Raw genomic sequence first — 17,812 nt, 5'->3', positions numbered from 1 at the left:
AGAGCCACGCATCGAGTGTCTCGGGGAGGTGCTCGCTGCTGCTCGGCGCGGCCTCCGCTGACGCGTTTGACCCCCACTAACACGTTCGACGCGCACGGGCAGGTCAACGACCTCCTCGACTTCTGCTCCGCTGCGGTCGTCCGTGACACGGTTTTCAGGGTCGGTCATGAACGCTGAATGGGTGTCGTGCATTGTCGGTGATCTCGCCAAAGACCCGACCTTGGTCCAACGGGGGGACCTGATCCAGTACGAACTCTGGGAGACTCCCGATGGTCCGGCACGGTACCGCGCGTTGATCAAGGTCGCCGAGGTGACGCCGGGCTCTCAGGTGCGGATCGCGGGGTGGGAGGACACAACGTACTTCGATCGGGACGGCGCGGTAACCAGCACCTACTCAGGGTACGGGTCGGTCTTTGCAGCTCGATGGGATCCGATCCGGGTACTGCGTGGCGGGGCTCCGGAGATCTTCGAAGGCGAGCGGGTCGACGAAGTCCGGGCCGCGCTGGACTCCTATGCCGCCGGCAACGCTTCGTTTGATGACGTCAAGGCGACGGTCGATACCGCGGTGTTCTCAATCGGCATTGGGCCAGGGCGTAACCTCGAAGAGGTCCACCGGCGTGCGGAGGAGGCGCCTTTGACCGAACCGAACACCTTCGACCAGGTGCTGTGGTTGCCCCTACTGAGCAAGCAGATCACGCTGGACCAGCGTGGTGAATTGTTCGAGCTGGCGCATTTCACCAACGGCGGCGGTGGACGACCGAGGCGGCCGTCATCCGATCAACCGGATGAGTAGGTATGACGGAGAGCGACGAAGCTACTTGCCGCTGCGTGTGCGGGACTGGCGGAAAAGCATTGGGGCCACGTCACACCCGAGAGTTACGGCCGGTACCTCCCGACACCGCGGCCCCGACGCCCACGATGCTCCCATCGTGCGAGTCAGTCAGCAATCAACTTCCAATGGTCGTCGTCGCGGGCCGCGCGGTGACCTCTATCACACAGAATAGTTCCGCGCGTCGCCGAGATGCTCAAGCAGGGGAATCTTCCGAAAGCAAGGACGCCAAAAGAAGAGGATCGCCAGAACCTAAGAGCCGGACTTGTACCACGAAATCGATACTGGCCCTGTCCCGTTGATCCATTTGACTTCACTTCTCCTAGGTCTGGAACAGCTCCGATTCTTGGGTCACAACGGCAAATGTCTCTCCGGCAAGCAGTGCGAACTCCCGGCTAATCTCATCATACCGCGTCACTAGGCTTATTTCTGCACCGTTGCGCGTCCACAACTGACCCGACGTGTGCAGAACTCCCAGAGCCTGCCCTTTGGCTTCCGATTCGGAGGAACCGAGCGTTCTCGGCACGAGGAACCAGAAGTCCTTCGATGCGTCAACTCGGCGGTCCGGGCCGCGTCCATCGAGCAACTTCAACGCCAAAGGAAACAGGGAGAACTGATCTTCCTCGATCCCTGAGCCATAGTCGTTGCTGTCATAGATCATTCCGGGCCTCGGATCGAGAAGCACCCCGTGGATCATCGAGATCGAACAGATGGCCGCTAGGATCCGATACACCAGTGTGCGTTCGGTCGTCTTCGGAGTGTGCTTCGGAGACGGCAGCCCGATCACATTCTCGAAGTCTCTCACCGTCTTTCGGATGCCCTGAGTCTGTGCGTAACCCCAACCGTCGCCGCTGGGCCGCGGCTCCCAGGGACCGAAGTTGCCGGGCGTCAGCAAGTGAATGCCGCCGGCTCGGTTGCACAGGATGGCATGCTCACTGTCGATGACGAATTGCAGCGAGTCGTACCAGTGGTGCCAGTCGTGGGCGATTTCGCCGCTGGGATGTCGTCGTGCGGCCTCGGCCAAGAGGTTCCAGCTGATGACGATCCGCTGCATGTAGGCGAGTTCTTCGCGCAGATTCACGGTCAATCAACCTCCACGCCGACGGAGCGCCTCGCGATGGCTCGAATGATCGCCGGAATCGCGATCACGAAGTCGGGGTTTCATTCGTCTTCGGCCAGACCCGGCAAACGATCTCCGCCAGTTCCGATGCCCGGGAATCGATCTGAGCCTCGGTCCATCCGTCGATCGAGGAGATCGGCCGGTTCAGCTGAAGGACGGACTGGTCGGCGATCGCCTTCCGCTTGGTTTCCCACGAACTGTTGGACAGCGAGGCGTTGAACGACCCAGTGACCAGGGTCAGGTTCCCGATCCGGTCGACGTAGGCTCCCCTCCGCTGCTGCGCGAGTTCGATCTCGGCCGGCCCCTTCGCTTCCACGGCCCAGTGGTCCTGCCAACGCTGCGGGAGCAGGTGTTCGATCTGCAGGCGCTGGTAGTCGAAGTCGCCCGGCTCCGCATGGGGGTTCTCCTGCCTCAGGCGATCGTCGATCGTCCCGAGGATGAACCTGAGGCGCTCCTGCGAGAACCAGCCGTAGTACCGGTTGTTGGCGAATGAGGTCTGAATGTCCGCGTCGGACGGCCAGGCCGTCTGCCCTGATCCCGCCGCCAAGGTCGCGATGATGGCCTCCGCGATCGGCTCTCCACGCTCGTGGGCGGATCTCCCCTGTCGCAACACCGTCACGAAGAACTTCGCGTAGCCCCGCGTGTTCGCGCCGACCACCAGGCGTCGGAAGATCCATGACTCCATCGCCAACACCGCCCGCTCGTGGTCGGGTGCGGGCAGCTCGGCTTCCGGGATGGTCCGGAGCCACAGCAGGACCGGTACCGCGGTCTGGATCCTCAGATCGTCGATCCGCCGGTACGGCCGGGCCAGGGCGGGAGGCACGGGATCTCCGTGTCCGGTGATCGCCCGATAGGCCAACGCGTACCGGTGCAGCTCTCGCAGCACGTCGGTGGTCGACCGTTCGGTGCGGTCGAGGTAGCTGCGGACCTCCTTGTAGAGGTGGCCGACGTTCGCCTCGTCGCCGGTGACCGCGGTGAGCCAGGACGAGAGAAGGACATCCCGCCTGCCACGCGCTGCATGGCCGACACCGACGGTCTGTTTCCACCAGTCCTCGTCGAATTGGGACCAGTACAGGTCGTAGAGCTTCTCGAGTTCCTGCTCGTCGGCGAACTCGCCCCGCAGGAAGAGCAGATTCTTCACGAGATCGGCAGCGGTCAGTGGAGTCTGCCGACCGTTCAACACCTCGAAGATCACCTGGGCGTCGTCGTTGTCCTCCAGGTCGATGACCACCAACTTGAACAGGTCCAACAAGGCGTCGACCAGCGCATTGACAGTGTCACCACCGTCGTCCGCGAGCGTTCGTGTGCTGTTGGCGAAGAAGCGCCGCGCCTTGAGATACAGGTGGTCACCGCCGGTGGGCGCGGTGTCGGCCATGGCGATCGGCCACACGTCCCGATCCTTCCGTCGCGGCCAGAGTTTGTGGCGATCGTGATCCTCGTGGATCATCCACTCCGGGTTCTCGATCAGGTTGCGGACCTGGTGCACCCGCTTCGAGTCGAGTTCGATCAGGACGTCCAGCACGCCTCGGACGAGCAGCTGCAGAGTGGTCAGTCGTTGCTGACCATCGATCACCGCGCGAACGTCGAGTCCGCCGGCGGCGGACGGCAGTTGATCACAGACCACGGCACCCAGGAAGTGGGGAGTAACCGAGGCATCGGCCTTGGCGACGGGCTTCCCGGCCGCCAACGCCTGCTCCCGGGCGTCGGACAGCCGCTCGGTCACGACGGTGAGATCGTCGAACAGCAGACGCCACTGTCCTTCCTCGGTCCACTCGTAGTCCCGCTGGAAGGTGGGAATCACGTATCGACGCTCCGGCATCAGGATCTTCTTCAGTTCGTACGTGTTCGCCTGCATCCATACTCCAAATTTAGGTGTCGGACCGAAACTCAGGTCAGCCTGACGATGGTTCCTTCGGTCATCAGTTCGCGGATCTGATCATCCGCCCGCCGCGGTGCCTCACCGCCGCGCACAAGCAGGCCGGCCTCCATCGAGGCGTCGATGCCCGACGCGGTGAGATTGGCGCTGCTGACGAGCATCTCCCGGCGGTCGCCGATCGCGATCTTGGCGTGCATCTTGGCCTTCGGGTTCGGACGGAGCTTCTTGGGCCAGTGCCAGAGCTCGATTCCGGCCAGGTTGGCGAAGGCGGCGGCGGGCTCCGGTCCACTGATCGCGGAGCCGGCGCCCTGGAGGGTCTCCACGACGACCGACACTGCAACACCTCGCTCGAGGGCCCCAGAGAGCGCAGCGATGACCGGTTGGTACGGCTTGGCCGAGTAGGTCATCAGCAGCAGGGACTGCTCGGCCCGGCCGATGACGTCGGCGAGGACCTGGCCCATTCCGCGGATCGGCGCCCCGTGGACGACAGGACCGCCCCAGACGACCTGGACCCATTGCTCCCGCCGGCGGTGTTCGTACCCGACCGCGGCGCCCAGCAGGTAGGCACCGGCTTCGGGCCGGGATCCCGCATACCCGGCGAGCGAATCGACGATCGCGGCGATTCGGACGGGCGCGGTGCCGGACCAGGCCGATGGAATCGGTCCCCCGTCCCGGATCCGTTCGGCGAGCGCGCACAGCTCGTCCCGGGAGGCGCGGCCGAGCGCCTTCTCCACCGCCTGTTCGAATGTGGTCACGGCAACCGGTCGCTGCCGATGAGGGCCAGCTCGGGGCGGCCGACGGGGACGACGAACCGCCGGTCCAGGAAGCGGTTCCCTCGTTCGCACGTCGTCTCGGACACGAAGCCGCAGACGTGGCAGACGGCTGCGTGCAGGAAGTCGTCACCGGGTCCGGGGGCCCGCTCGGCGCACAGGGGGTCGGAGGAGCAGTTGACCGCGTCGGCCAGCGCGCGCCGAAGGATCCGGTCCAGTGCGTCAGGTTCGCCGAGAGCGACCAACCCGCCCAGGGTGCCCTCCGCGTCGGGGACGGCGGTGTAGATCAGGATGCCCTGCCGGGCCTGGTCGGCATCGCCCGCGTAGATCCGTTCGGTGAGACTGGCCGCACTGTAACCGCACTCCAGTGCGATGGCCCGGATCATCATGTGCGACAAAGTGTGCAGCAGGTAGTACCGCGGGCCCGGCCAACCGCGCATAGGGTCGAACGTCGCGGTGATGCGGTCGGAGTAGCGGTTCTTGCGGAACTCACGGTAGGCGGCCGCGTGCGCGTCCTCCTCCGGGGTGCCCCGCAGCCGAGCGGTCCAGGCATCGACCAGGTCCGGTTGAACGCGCAGGAACAGACCCTCCCCGCGGACCTCGCTGGCGGGGACCCAGCTCGGCACGGCGTCGCGGCTGAGGCCGACCCGGACGACCAGGTCGGGATCGTCGGGGTCGGGGGCGTCGAGCCGGGTGAATCCCGTCAGCGCCCGCACCTCGCGCAGTCGCTCGGCGTGGATCACCTCGGAGAACAGCCAGTCCCACCGCCGCGGGATCGCCTCCGCCTCGCGCAGGGTGAAGTCGGTGGTGGCGTCCGGCAGCGGTCGGTTGGTGAAGGCCTCCCACTCGGGTGTCAGCAGATCGGTCTGGGTGAGCGCCGCGTGCGCCGACGCGGGTGGCGCCGACCGGTGCGCCTGCATCGCCGCCCAGATCTCCTCGGGCTTCCACTTCCCCAGCGGGGCGAAGGTCGGCTGGGTCAGCGCGAACTTCAACACGTCGGGGCTGGTGACCGGTTCGAGCGATGGCCACAGCTGCTCGACCATCGCAGCGAGGGCGCTGGCCCCGGTCCGGGGGACCGACAGCGCGGAGAGGGTCGAGCCGAACCACTGGTTGGAGGCGCCGACGACGAGCAGCTTCGTGCCGACGTCGCAGCCGTCCTGTTCGAAGATTCCCAGGTGCGGGTGGCGGGCCCGGCAGCGGGGAAGGTTCTCCTCGCCGCGTCGTCCCAGCGCCTCCCGCATGTTCCGCTGCGCCCCGCAGTTGGTGCACTCAATGTTGACATTGGCACCGAGGTTGCCGGCGAAGTCCTTCATCTTCAGCGTCGGATGGCTGACCTTCGGGCATCCTGTGCCCTTGTGCACGTAGGTGACGTAGGGAAACTCGTCGAGATGACCGTTGATGCAGGCGACCAGGAAGCGGGTGGTGACCGCGAATCGGTTGCGCCGCCCACAGTTCGTGTGCACGAACCGTGCCTCGTCGGGACGACGCGCCTTGCTGTTCTCGAAACCGTAGATGCCCGAGTCGATGCCGGCCAGGGTGTCGCACCTGGTGCAGCGCAGCCACTGCGGGAACGGCTGCACCGGAACACCGATGCGCAACGACGGGTCGCTCGGGTCGTTGTCCGCCGCCGGCATCCAGGGGGCGGGACGCAGCTCCTTGACCTCGGGCCCGCCGACCGCGTTGCGGACCGCGGCCAGCAGTCGCGGCTCGGCGATGGGGCTCCATTCGGGTATCTGGTCGTAGCGCCAGTCGTCGATGCCGCCGACCATGGCGGCGAAGTTCGGCAGGTCGACGATGGCGCCGACACCGCCGGTGAACATCAGGTGGCTGGGTCGGACGGTGCCGACCCGGCGACGGTACTGCTCGGTCATGTCAGGGTCCCGCCTCGCCGAGTTCGTCGCCCGCGCCGGGGTCGTCGTCGTCCCCGGTTCCGTCCGGCGTCGTGGCGTAGGTCCACGCGGGCGCGAACGAGGTGGTGAACATTCCAGATGCGGGCACGAGGAGGTTGATCTCGTTCTCCGTCTCGCGCATCGACCGGCCGACCGTCAGATCGTCCCAGGGCCCCTGTCCCGCCGGGCGGATGAGCCCGACGAGTTGTTGACCCTTGACCTTGCGGGTCTGGTAGCCGAGCCGGGACGACCCGCCCTTCTCCTGGTTCCACCGGTCCTGGAGGGTATCGATCCGGTCCTGCAGATAGTCGCGGGCGTGCGGGTCGCCGGCCCGTTCGGCACGGTTCAGCATGCGGCGGGTGACCGACACTGCGGGATCGTCGCCGAAGGTCACGTCGAAGGCGTCCGGGTTGGCCGAGTAGCTGGGGGCGGCGTGCCGGACGGCGGCGATGTAGGTGGCAGCGGTTGTCCGATCGAGGGAACGGCGGGAGAACGGCGTCACCGACAGCGCTTCTACCCGGCGGTAGAAGCTGGCGTGGTACGGCTCGAAGTCCTCGAAATGGGCTAGGTCGCGGGGGCGGGTCCAGTTGTACAGGGTCACCACCAGGCCGGGTCGGGCGGCGTCGCGGCCCACCCGGGAGGACGCCTGGATGTACTCGGCGGTATTCTTGGGTTGGCCGACGACGAGCATCAGGCCCAGTCGTTGGACGTCGACGCCGACCTGGAGCATGGAGGTGGCCAGGACGACGTCGACGGCTCCGGACGGGCGGGGCATGCTGAAGGTCTCGTCCTTGGCCTTTCGGGCCTGCATCACGGCGTCGAACAGCGCTCGTCGACGTGCGGAGGTGTCCTGCTCGATCAGGAAGGGCTTCTCGAGTTGCTCGAGCACATCGGCGATGTCGCCGGAATTGACGCGACTGGTCAGTTCGGTCAGGCTCAGTGCCGGGTTGAGCCGGGTGAGGCGATCCGAGATGCCGCGGCGGCGTCCGTTGCGTTGAAGGCGGACCGCGACGTCGTCCTCCAGGTAGCGGCGCATCCCGGCGAGTTCCCGGGTGGCGTTGAAATAGCCGACCAGGGTGGCGTAGGCGTCGGCGGCCTCCCCGTGGATGTCGAACAATGTCTGGCCGGCCAGCAGCAGGATCTCGGCGATGCGGATCTCGGCGGACTTGAGCCGCACGCCGTGCGCGCAGATGCCCAAGTAACGGCGTCCGGGGTTGGCCGCGTCGACCGGGACCTCGACGGAGAAGAAGGTGTCGGCGGCGTCCAGCACCTGCGGCGGGAACACCGCGAGGTCCCTGGCGTAGAGGCGACGCACCTGCTCGGCGGCCCGTTTGGTGGTGGCGGTGGAGGCGATGATCTTGGGTCCGGTCCGGTCGCCGCCCGGCAGGGCCCAGGAGGTGAGTTCGTCGACGGCGGACTCGAACAGGCCGACGGTGGTGCCCAGGGCGCCGGAGATCAGGTGCAGTTCGTCCTGGATGATCAGGTCCGGGGGCCGGAGCGGCACCACGGGCACGGATTTCACCGCGGGGTGCCCGCCGGAGGCGTTGTGCCGGTCGGTGCAGCCGATCCGCTCGTCGAGGTCGGGGTGTCGGTAACCGTGCCGGGGACATTCCCGGGTGACCCGACCGAAAAGCATGCCGGCGAAGCCGTACCACGGCAGCTGGGCGAGTTTGTCGACGGTGGCGATCAGCAGGCTGGGTGGGTGCCGGTAGATCTGTTCGTCGACAGTCAGGATGGGCAGTCCGCTGCCGGGGGCGCCGGTGCGGGAGAACGGGCAGGCGTCCCGCCCCTCCCCCTCGGCGCAGTAGAGGATGACCTCCCGGGTGAAGTCCTCCGTGTGCAGGTCGCGGTGGGCGGCCAGTTGGGCGCCGCACCAGGGGCAGCGCAGGGTCTGCAGGACGGAGGTTCGGGAGCCGCGGCCGGTTTCGCGGGCCTCGGCGATGGCCTCGGCGGCCTCCGGGTACCAGTTGGGGGTGACGGAGCCACCGACCCAGAGGCCGATGCCGAAGCGGCGGGTGCCCCAGGTGTCCGGGTCGTCGCGGCGCAGTACCTCGGCGGCGCAGACCAGGGCGGCGGCCCGCTGGAACTGTTGGGCGGTCAGCAGGCGCAGCATGTAGCGCATGAGGACGGCGACTCCGTCCCGGCCGTCGCGGGCGGCGACTCCGGCGCCGAAAGAACCCTGGAGTCGGCGCAGCGCGAAGGTGTAGGCGGTCAGACCGAGGTAGGCCTCGGTCTTGCCGCCGCCGGTGGGGAAGAACAGCAGGTCGACCAGGTCGGACCGGTCGGGGTGACCGGGTTGGGTGAGTCCTGGCAGGTTGAGCAGTACGAACGCCAGCTGGAACGGCCGCCATGAGGCCGCCTCGGGACGCGCGATCCTCCTGTCCGCCAACGCCTGCCGGTGGGAAAGGTCCGGGTCGCGTTCCCGCAGCTGGGATGCCTGGGTGTTCCGGCGCTGCAGCGCCATCGCCCGGTTGGCGAACCCGAACGCCGCCCGGGCCTGAGAATTATCACGCAGGTGATCGATCCCGGCCCGCAACCTGTTGAGCGCGACGTCGGCCCGGCCGAGCGCGTCGGCGCCGGCCTTGACGACCCGATCCGGGATGTCGACGTCCGATTGTTCGTCCAACCATGTCGAGTATCCGGTAACCAGCGGTTGCAGGGCGAGAACCAGATCCGCGGACGGGCCGTCCGACAGCTCGGCGAGGGCGTCCATGGACAGTTCGAGGCCGCGGAGTCGCTCGGGATCGGCGGTGGCCGAGACCTGCGGGACGTCGTGGCTCGGTAGCCAGGTCGTCGACAGTCGGTGCGCGGTTCGCTCTCCCGGGCGCCGATCGACGTGCACGGCCACGTTGTGGCCCGACGCGTGCCGCAGTTGATTGCGGAAGAGCAGGGCCAGATGCTGTTCCTCGGGGTCATCGGAGACGGGGGCTCCGGCCTCGACATCCCCGATCGGTTCGAAGATCGAACTTCCGCCGACCCCGGCGGTGACGACCAGCCCGGCCTGGAACAACCAGGCCAGATCCTTGGGGGTCACGTCCTCGGCCTGCCCGTTCACCAGACTCACCCGCACGATCCGATGCGGACGGCCGCTGCCGTCGTCGTGATCGCGCACCTGCACGCTCAACCAGATACCGAACGGCTCGGACTTGGGGTCCGACAACCAGACCCGGTCATCGCCAACGGTGTGGGTGGCGATCGACCTGACGTGTCGGACAGGTTGCCGCCGCCAAATCCGGACCTTCCGGCCTTCCTCCTGGGTGAATTCGACCTTCTCGTAGGCGCCCCAGGTCGCCTCGACGGCCACCGACGTTACGGACGAATCGATCGCGAAGGATAGCCCCATCGACGACGCCCAGATGCGGCCAAGCGCCTGGGGGGACAGCACATCCGGCAGGTCCGCTTCGCCGTCGGTGTCGCCGCCGGTCTCGGTGTCTGCCTGCCCGGGCTCGACCTCGGCGGGGCGGCCGGGAATCGTTCGGGGGCCCAGCATTCCGATCAGGTACCGGTCCCGCGGACCGGCCGCCCGCGGTGCGAACTCCTCAACTTCGCCGCCCCAGGGACCGAGCAGATCGCGGCTGACAAGCTCGACCATCCCGTCCCGGACCGTCGACCCGGTCGCGGCCTCGAACTCCTGCGGCAGCTGCCACCCCACCGGCGACGTCACCCGAACAACTCTTCTTGCTGCGGTCCGCGAGTGGCCTTCGCCCTTCCCTTCCCTGGCTTCCCCGCCGCCTGTTCTGCTGCGTACCGCACGTGGTTCAACTCCAGAAGTCGATCCAGCATCTCCTGCCGAATCGGAGCCGCGAATGTGTAGCGTACACCATCGCGGCTCTCATGAAACCCGTGTTTCAAGCCGCGGTCCACAAGATCATTCCACCCGTATGCAGCCGCAACAGCTTCATCGATTTTCCTATGGACGTCGCGCAAATTCGATATGTCCGGATCGGAGCAGTCGCCATCGTGCAGAAGATTGTAAAGGGATGTGAGCCCTATAAGGCGACCCTGCTGAATCTTGTCGCGCTCGGACACGAGATGGGCACCAAGGCGCGTCAGCATCTCGGATTGACTAGGTCTCGGGAAGTTCTCGAATCCATTTCCTATCGAGTACTTTAACCTGGTTTCGAGATGCGAACAATACTTCCGAGCCCAGGCGTCATGGATTCCGGAGGACAGGACTGCGAAGTCAGACGGTCTCGCTGAAGGAAAGACATCCAAATTTGCAGAGAAGACCCTCCGAGCATCCGACCACGAGAACGTCAGATGCTTCGTTACCTCGCTGCAGACGAGGACACGGCGCAGGCCGTGCATCGCCCGTACGAGTCCGGGACGCTTTTCAGCATATTGCCAGAATCGCTGCGGCAGAGGCCTTCTGAGTACGAATTGGCCCTCATCGTTTAGCCGTTGTCTTTCGGGCTTGACATCTCTCTCGAGTATCTCCCAAACGGCTTCGAATGTCCTCGCGCGACTCTCGTCCCAGTCGTGGAAATTTATGACCCATCTGCTTGGCCCCCCGTCAACCCGTTGATTTAGGTCTTGGCCATTCAAATACGGGAACAATACTTCTCGATTGCGATCCGAAGTTCGGATCAAGCGATCGGCCTCGTCGGGATCGAGGACGAACCCCATGCCAAGCACTATACTTCCCTGGAACATCAGGTCAGCATTCTCACGGAGCCTGTTCGGCAGTCCAGACACCCGCGATTGCTGTTCAAGCTTGGAAGAAATCCTCCCTACGGAACGAGTGTCCAGAAATCGAGTGGACGATTCCGACATGTTCTCTACACGGGTCGTGCCTACGACACAGTAATGAAGGGCAGCAGATTTTGACGGCCAAGGTTCCCCAGACACGGCGCGGAAGATTTCGTAACCAAGCGCAGCTAATTGATCAAGTCCCGCTCTTCGCGTGGCCCCCTGAGCAAGCGTGTCCGTGGCGATCATGCCAGCGATCCCTGAGGATGAAACAAGCTGATGAACTCGGAGAAGGAAATAGGCAACCAAGTCAGCACTACCACGAATCCCGTCGGCTAACACCTCGACGAGGTGGTCGCGATATGCCGCACCGAGGGTCCCAGTGATTTTTTGACCACCGAGGAACGGCGGGTTTCCGACAATTGCACTGAAGCCGCCGTCGATGAAGACCTCTGGGAATGCGATAGGCCAGTGAAAGGGTTCCCGAGGCATTCCACCCGACGGAAGGCCCGTATCCAGCCAATCGCCGCGCTCGCGTTCGACGCGGTCTTGCGCCGCTTCCCGACCCGAGGCGTATTCCCGCGATGCGGAGACGGCGAGCTTCGAGGCCAGATCGAGTCCGACACGCCCCTTCGAAGCGTTGGCCAAGGTCGCGGCCACCAGAAGATCGGCGTTGGTCGAGATGTTCCAGAGACTCTTGGACAGTTCCTTCAGGAGTTCACGTTTCGCACCGAGTTCGCCGAGGGTACCGCCAGCCATCTCGGCCAGGCGTTGACGTTCCTTGGCGGCCTCCTGCACAAGGCCGCGGATGTCGGAGGTGAGGTCGAGGAGGCCATCCTGATGGATTTCCCGCCCCCGCTTGGGGTCGAGGTGCATGGTCTCGACCTGTTCCAGTGAAGTGATCCCGAGGAGGGAGTCGCCGGTGAGGAGCCGGTCGTCGAGGAAGGTGAAGGGTCGCTGCGGGTCCATCGAGACGAGCCAGAGCGAGAGTTTGGCCATCTCGACGGCCATCGGGTTGATGTCGACGCCGTACAGGCAGTGTTCGATGACCTGGCGTCGTGCCTCGGTGACGACCGGGTCGACCTCGGTGTCGATGGTCGCTGGCTCCTTGACCTTTGCGGTGGCGGCGATCGCCCGGGTGTCGCCCTCCCGGGCCCACGCCTCGACCAGCGCGTTGGCCAGGTAGCGGCAGGCGGCGACGAGGAAGGCGCCGGAGCCCATGGCTATGTCGGCGACGTCGAGCGCGAGGATCTCGGTGCTCGACCGGGGTTTCCACTCCTTCTTGTCGGCGGTCTGCAGCGGACCGGGCGAGTAGATCAGCGGTTCGAGCGCGCCCTGGACAACCTGCTCGGCGAGGAACCTCGGTGTGTAATGAGTTCCGGTAGACGCACGTAAGCCGGATGCGGTCACGTACAGCGCACCCGGGAGGATCACCACCGGTAGGCCGCGCAGGTCGTCGCGGAGCAGGCCCTGGAAGTCCAGCAGGCGGTCGACGAGGTCGGTATCGCCGGCGGTCACCGCGGCGAGCCGGCCCCGCCCGGCGGACTCCTCGGCCGGTTTCGGTGGGAGAATTCGTTTGGCAATCGCCCGGGCGGTGCCGATGCCGCTGGACTTGTAGGTGGCGGCGAGTTCGGCGGCGAAGGCGTCGTCGTCGGCGCTGTCGTCCCACATGGCCTCCAGGTCGGTCAGTCGGACCTCCTCCTCCAGGCCGACCTTGCCGACGAGTCCGACCACGACGTCGTCGGCGCGGTAGGCGTCGAACGACAGCAGGCCCTCGTAGACGTAGCCGATCTGTTCGACGTCCAGGGCCCGGAAGGACAGGGTGCGGGTCTCCCGGTTGATGGTGACCCGCTGGACGGCGGCGAGCATGTGCAGGACGGCCTGGTCGTCGACCCGCACCTCGGAGAGCCAGGGGTGCGCGGCGGGGTCGAAGATCGACCCGTCGTAGGCGTGCAGGGTCAGCTGCGGGTGGTCGATGCCGGCGTAGACGGCGTTGAACAGGGCCAGCAGCCGGTACCAGCCGGTGTGCGAGGACTGCAGGCTCTCCTCCCCCGCCTCGTCGGCCCGCTTCTGCAACTGTTCACCGAGACGCGCCGCCGAGTAAGCGGTCTGGTAGACCGGGCTGTCGGACGGAAGGAGTCGACGTTCCTCCGCGTAGAGCAGGAAGACGATGCGCATCATCACCGTGACCGCGCCGGTGTAGACCTCGGAAGCGGTGGCCTCCAGCCCGGTGCCGCCTGCGTCGACCGTTCGTTGCTCGTCGCGGCCGATGGCCTGTACGAGGAGTTCGACGGCCTGCCGTACCTGGACGCCGAGTTGTTCGGTGACCTCTTCTTGGTTGTCCCCGCTCTCGACCAGCAGGGCGGGCAGCCGCTGGTCGTCGGGCACCCCGAAGAAGCGTCGGCGTTCAAGCATCGACTTGAATGCGCGGACGACGATCCGGTCTGCGGCCTCCCGCCAGGTGATGCTGTCGAACACGGCGGTGGTGGTGACGCCGCCGCGCGGGGCCCAGACCAGGGCCCACCAGCGGCCGTCGGTGACGAGTCCGAGCGGCACGTCCTGTGATCGGCAGAGGAGGGCCAGCCGGTCGGCAGGAGTTGCGGGCCAGTTGTCGTCGGGCACCCGCGCGGTCGGCAACCGGCCGGGTGGGGTCACCATGCCCAGCAGGACCGCGGTGCTGGTCGCCGGATCGCGGAGGGCGAAGCTCGCAACGACCTCGGCGTCGTGCTCGGCGACGGCCACCCTGATGTCCAGTGCGCGGTCGAGCGCGTCACCCCACTGCAGCAGTCCGGTCAGGACCCAGTCGATCCAGACCGCTGGATCGTCCTCGCCGCTTATATGGGCGAGGCTCAGCGCGTGCCGGGTGGGCTTGTCCAGCGCTTCCAGGGTGGGCCAGACGCGACTGAGCACGGGGACGGTGAGGAACGGGCCGGAGATTTCGGTGAGCGCGAGCCAGGCCAGATGTTCGTCGCGGGAGACCGAAACGCCGGCGGGGCGGCGCGGTCGGCCGGTCATCGGGTCACCAGCCGGGTGGGCACGACGAAGATGACCGCGACCGGGAACAGGTGGTCGGCCGGCTGCGCGTAACGGGCGGCGATCCGGCTGATCTCGGCGTCTCGTTCGGCGGGCAGCCGGTCCAGCCGCTCCTCCCAGGACTGCCGATCGCGTCGGAACTGGGCGGCCTCGTTCGGGTCGGCGAGATGACGGGCGAACAGCCCGACCTCGGTCCCCTCGTCGTCGGCCTCGGAGAGTCGCTGACGCAGGGACTTGGCGAAGCTGTCCAGGTTGGTGGTGATGCGGTCCTCCTCGGCCTGGCTACGCCGGTCCAGCAGGTTGCCGACGGTGGTTCGCCGGTTGGCGGCGCGCCGTTCGAGAGCCAGGAACAGTCCCCGTTGGGTGGCGGACCACCCGGCGGCGAGCCGGTTGGTCCACTGGCGAGGGGCGGAGCGCCCCTGCGCGAGCGCGGCGGTGAGCTGGGCGTCGAGCCGGGCGAAGCTCTCCACCCGGGCGAACCGGCCGTCAGGCCGGACCCAGCCGCCGGCGTGCAGCACCTCCTCGTGCAGCCGGGCGCCGTCGCCGCCGACCACGAGGAAGCGGGCGTAGGAAACGGCCAGGGTGTCCTCCAGGCCGGGGTCGTCGCTGAGCACCGCGGCAACCCGGTGCAGGTCGATGTCGGTGCTGGTGACGGCGGCGCGCAACAATCGGGTGGCCCGGGTGACCAGCGGGTGGCCGAGGTGGGCGAACACGACGTCCTCGCGCCGTCGGGCGGCGATCTCGGGGTCGAAGGTGACGGGTCGGCGCTGGTCGGGTCGCAGCGGATGGGGTAGGTCGCGGGTGGTGATCTCCCAGGTGCCGGTCAGCGCGGGCACGTCCCACACCGGGTCCGGGTCGTTCGCGCGGGTCAGCGATTGCTGGTGGGACAGTGCGAGGGCGGTGTCGACGACCCGTTTCAACGACTGCGGGTTCAGGTTGAGCGCCGCGACGCTGTCGGTCAGCTGGTCGTGCAGTCGCTGCACCTGGCCGGCGATGTCGGCGTCGGACGCGACGCGTCCCTTCCGGGTGCGGCGCGGTTCCTCGACCGCGTGGTCCAAGTCGACGTGCTGGCCGAGCATCCGGCGCTGGACGGCGTCGGCCAGAACCGCGTTCACTGCGCCCAGGTCCTCCTCCATGCGGGCGACCTTCTCAGCGACCCGGGCCAGGAACTCCAGGTCGGCCTCGTAGGTGTCGACCGCCCGGCCGAACCCGGTGCCGACGAAGTGGAAGACCTCGGGGTCGAACCTCTGCCCGTACCGGTCGATGCGTCCGATGCGCTGTTCCAGCTTGTTCGGGTTGAACGGGATGTCATAGTTGATCAGCCGGTGGCACTGCCAGTGCAGGTCGATGCCCTCGCTCGCCGCGTCCGTGGCGATCAGGATGCGCACCGGGTCCTCGGTGGGATCCGCCTGGAACGCCTGGCGCAGGTTCTCCCGCTCGACGGGGTTCATGCCGCCGTGCAGGACGCGCACGCCGGCGCCGAGCCCGTCCTGCTGGAGCAGGCGGACCAACCAGTCCTGGGTGTCCCGGTACTCGGTGAAGACGACGACGCGCTCGTTCGTCCAGTCCCGGTCCGGGTGGCACACCGCTCGCAGGTACGTGAGCAGCTCGCTGGCCTTTGCGTCCGGGTTCGGCGTGTGCGCCTCAGCCCAGAGTCGCAACCGTTCGAGCAGCTCCAGTTCGGTGTCAGATGGTCCGCCCTGCAGGACGGTGGCCCGGCGGACGGCGTCGTCCTCCTCGTCGGCCATGTCCTCGTCGTCGAGATCGGCGATGTCGCCGAGGAAGTCGTCCATCCAGGCGGGCTCGGCATCGCTGCTGGCGGACGGTGATCCGGCGAGTTGGTTCTCCCGGTACACGGCGACGGTGCGGCCGAAGGCCGCCGGGGAGGAGAACAGCCGCTTCTTGAACAGCAGGGTGACCAGGTCGGCCGCCCGCCGGCCGCGCCGGTTGGTCTTCAGCCGGATGCCCCGGGCCGCCGCGAACTCGGTGAGCAGCGCGTGACCCTGCCGCTCGTCCTCCGGGTACTGCACTGGGAGCGGCTCGGTCCGGCGTTGCCGGAACCGTTTGGAACCGTCGGGCTCGAGAATCTCCGTCTTCAGGCGGCGGATCACGACCTCCCGCTGCGCCTGCCGGTCCGGGGGCACGCCACGGGCGAACCGCTGGTTGTCCACCAGCTCCAGCAGAGCCTCGAACGACTCTGGGTAGCCGTTGTGCGGGGTCGCCGTCAGGAACAGCCGGTGTTCGAAGTGGGGTGCCAGCCGACGGATCAGCTTGGTCTGCTGGGAGTCGACCGCGTACCGCTGCTTCGGTGCGGCCGGCGCGACGTGATGGGCCTCGTCGAGGATCAGCAGGTCGAACTCGCGGGTGTCCGCCGGACCCTCGACCGGCAGCACCTCGTCGAGCAACCGCTGTCCGCGCGGCGACCGCAGCCACGGAAGAGAGACGATCGTCAACGGGTAGACCCGGAACGGGTTGGCCGCCGAGCCGTGGGTGCGTCGGAGGACCGCACACTGCTCCGAGTTGACCACGGTGAACTCACGGCCGAACTTCTCGGCCATCTCCTGACGCCATTTGACGGTCAGGCCGGCCGGGCAGATCACCATGATGCGCCTGGCCCGTTGCCGCAGCAGCAGCTCGACGGCGACCAGGCCCGCCTCGATCGTCTTGCCGAGGCCGACGTCATCGGCCAGCAGCAGGTTCACCCTGGGGGCGGTGAGCGCCCGGGCCACCGGCTCCAATTGGTAGTCCTCCACCCGGACCCCCGACCGGAACGGGGCCTGCAGCGCGTTGACGTCGGCGCTGGCCACTGCGCCCCAGCGGACAGCGTCCAAGAACGCGGCCAGCCGCTGCGGCTGGTCGAATCCCTCGTTCGGGTCGGGGAGAGAGCTGGTCGGCAGCACCCGGGCGTCCGGTTCGACCTCCCAGATCACCGAGAGCGCCTCGTTGAACCGGTCGTCCTCGACGGACTGCAGCTCCACCAGGGTCGACGTGGGGCGGCCACCGCTGCCGGCGGACGAGAACGGCACAACGTCGCTGATCACCCACCGCAGGCCCCGCACCTGGACCACACGTCCCGAAGCGAGCTCGTTCTTGACGTCGGTCGTCGTCGTCATCGCACCCCCATTGGCCTCCCACCGTCCAAGCTTGATCAGATCACAGGACCGTTGGTGCTGCATCCGGGGCCCGGCTATTCATTGCACTCCAGATGCGAATGCGGGACAAGATCCGATCTCGAAGCGAGTCACATTGGAGTCTCCGAATCGAACACTCGCTGCCTGCCGTAGGGAATCGCAGCTGTTGACGACTCTGCAATTAGTATAGAGAGGGTGGGAGTTCCAGAGGCACCGCAAATGTCCCGGCCAATTGTCCAGTTAACAAACCCGCTGTCGACGCAACGCGTCGAGGAAGCGCTGACCTCTACTCTTGACAGTACCGTGATGCGTCCAGGGGTACTGCGTTGCTGCAGAACCGGCGCACCTGTTGTCGATGGCGGACCGGTAACCGGCGGTCGGGCATTGAGGATGCGACGCCCCCATACACCCCCCGCTCGATTTTGTTGGGGCAGCGGCGGGTTGGACGACGTGCTCAGCAGCAACAAGCGCAGTG

At 66.9% G+C, this 17,812-nt stretch carries 8 protein-coding genes; 1 reads left to right on the top strand and 7 read right to left on the bottom strand.

What is annotated here, in order from left to right:
- The first annotated feature begins 166 nt into the window (after window positions 1–166).
- Entirely contained in the window at window positions 167–793 is a 627-nt protein-coding gene (locus tag NAMU_RS02330; RefSeq protein ID WP_015745808.1) for a hypothetical protein, read from the top strand.
- A 358-nt stretch (window positions 794–1,151) separates the two neighbouring features.
- Here the strand turns inward: NAMU_RS02330 and NAMU_RS02325 are convergent, their stop codons facing one another.
- The 7 genes from NAMU_RS02325 to drmD all read right to left on the bottom strand — a co-directional run bounded on the left by NAMU_RS02325 (window position 1,152) and on the right by drmD (window position 17,319).
- Window positions 1,152–1,910 carry a TY-Chap2 family putative peptide chaperone gene (locus NAMU_RS02325; protein ID WP_015745807.1) on the bottom strand — a complete coding sequence of 253 codons (759 nt, stop codon included), beginning with the start codon at window positions 1,908–1,910 and terminating at the stop codon, window positions 1,152–1,154.
- 64 nt (window positions 1,911–1,974) lie between these two features.
- Entirely contained in the window at window positions 1,975–3,768 is a 1,794-nt protein-coding gene (locus tag NAMU_RS02320) for a DUF262 domain-containing protein (RefSeq protein WP_245544897.1), read from the bottom strand.
- A gap of 68 nt (window positions 3,769–3,836) precedes the next feature.
- A complete protein-coding gene (gene drmC / locus NAMU_RS30320) occupies window positions 3,837–4,580 on the bottom strand; it encodes a DISARM system phospholipase D-like protein DrmC (protein ID WP_015745805.1) in 744 nt (247 codons plus the stop codon).
- Complete coding sequence (gene drmB / locus NAMU_RS02310; RefSeq protein ID WP_015745804.1) at window positions 4,577–6,466, bottom strand: DUF1998 domain-containing protein; 1,890 nt, start codon at window positions 6,464–6,466, stop codon at window positions 4,577–4,579. Before drmB ends, drmC begins: the two co-directional genes overlap by 4 nt.
- 1 nt (window position 6,467) lies before the next feature.
- Window positions 6,468–10,148 carry a DISARM system helicase DrmA gene (gene drmA / locus NAMU_RS02305; protein ID WP_015745803.1) on the bottom strand — a complete coding sequence of 1,227 codons (3,681 nt, stop codon included), beginning with the start codon at window positions 10,146–10,148 and terminating at the stop codon, window positions 6,468–6,470.
- Window positions 10,145–14,188, bottom strand: a complete 4,044-nt coding sequence (locus NAMU_RS02300) for an Eco57I restriction-modification methylase domain-containing protein (RefSeq protein ID WP_015745802.1) — start codon at window positions 14,186–14,188, stop codon at window positions 10,145–10,147. Before NAMU_RS02300 ends, drmA begins: the two co-directional genes overlap by 4 nt.
- Window positions 14,185–17,319 (bottom strand): DISARM system SNF2-like helicase DrmD, encoded by a 3,135-nt coding sequence (gene drmD, locus NAMU_RS02295; protein ID WP_015745801.1) that lies wholly within the window; start codon window positions 17,317–17,319, stop codon window positions 14,185–14,187. The genes NAMU_RS02300 and drmD overlap by 4 nt, the downstream gene beginning before the upstream one ends.
- Window positions 17,320–17,812: the final 493 nt, after the last annotated feature.

The organism is Nakamurella multipartita DSM 44233 (genome assembly GCF_000024365.1).
Lineage (GTDB): Bacteria > Actinomycetota > Actinomycetes > Mycobacteriales > Nakamurellaceae > Nakamurella > Nakamurella multipartita.
The sequence above is the reverse complement of the archived record's forward strand: the minus strand, read 5'-3'. Positions and strand labels throughout refer to the sequence as shown.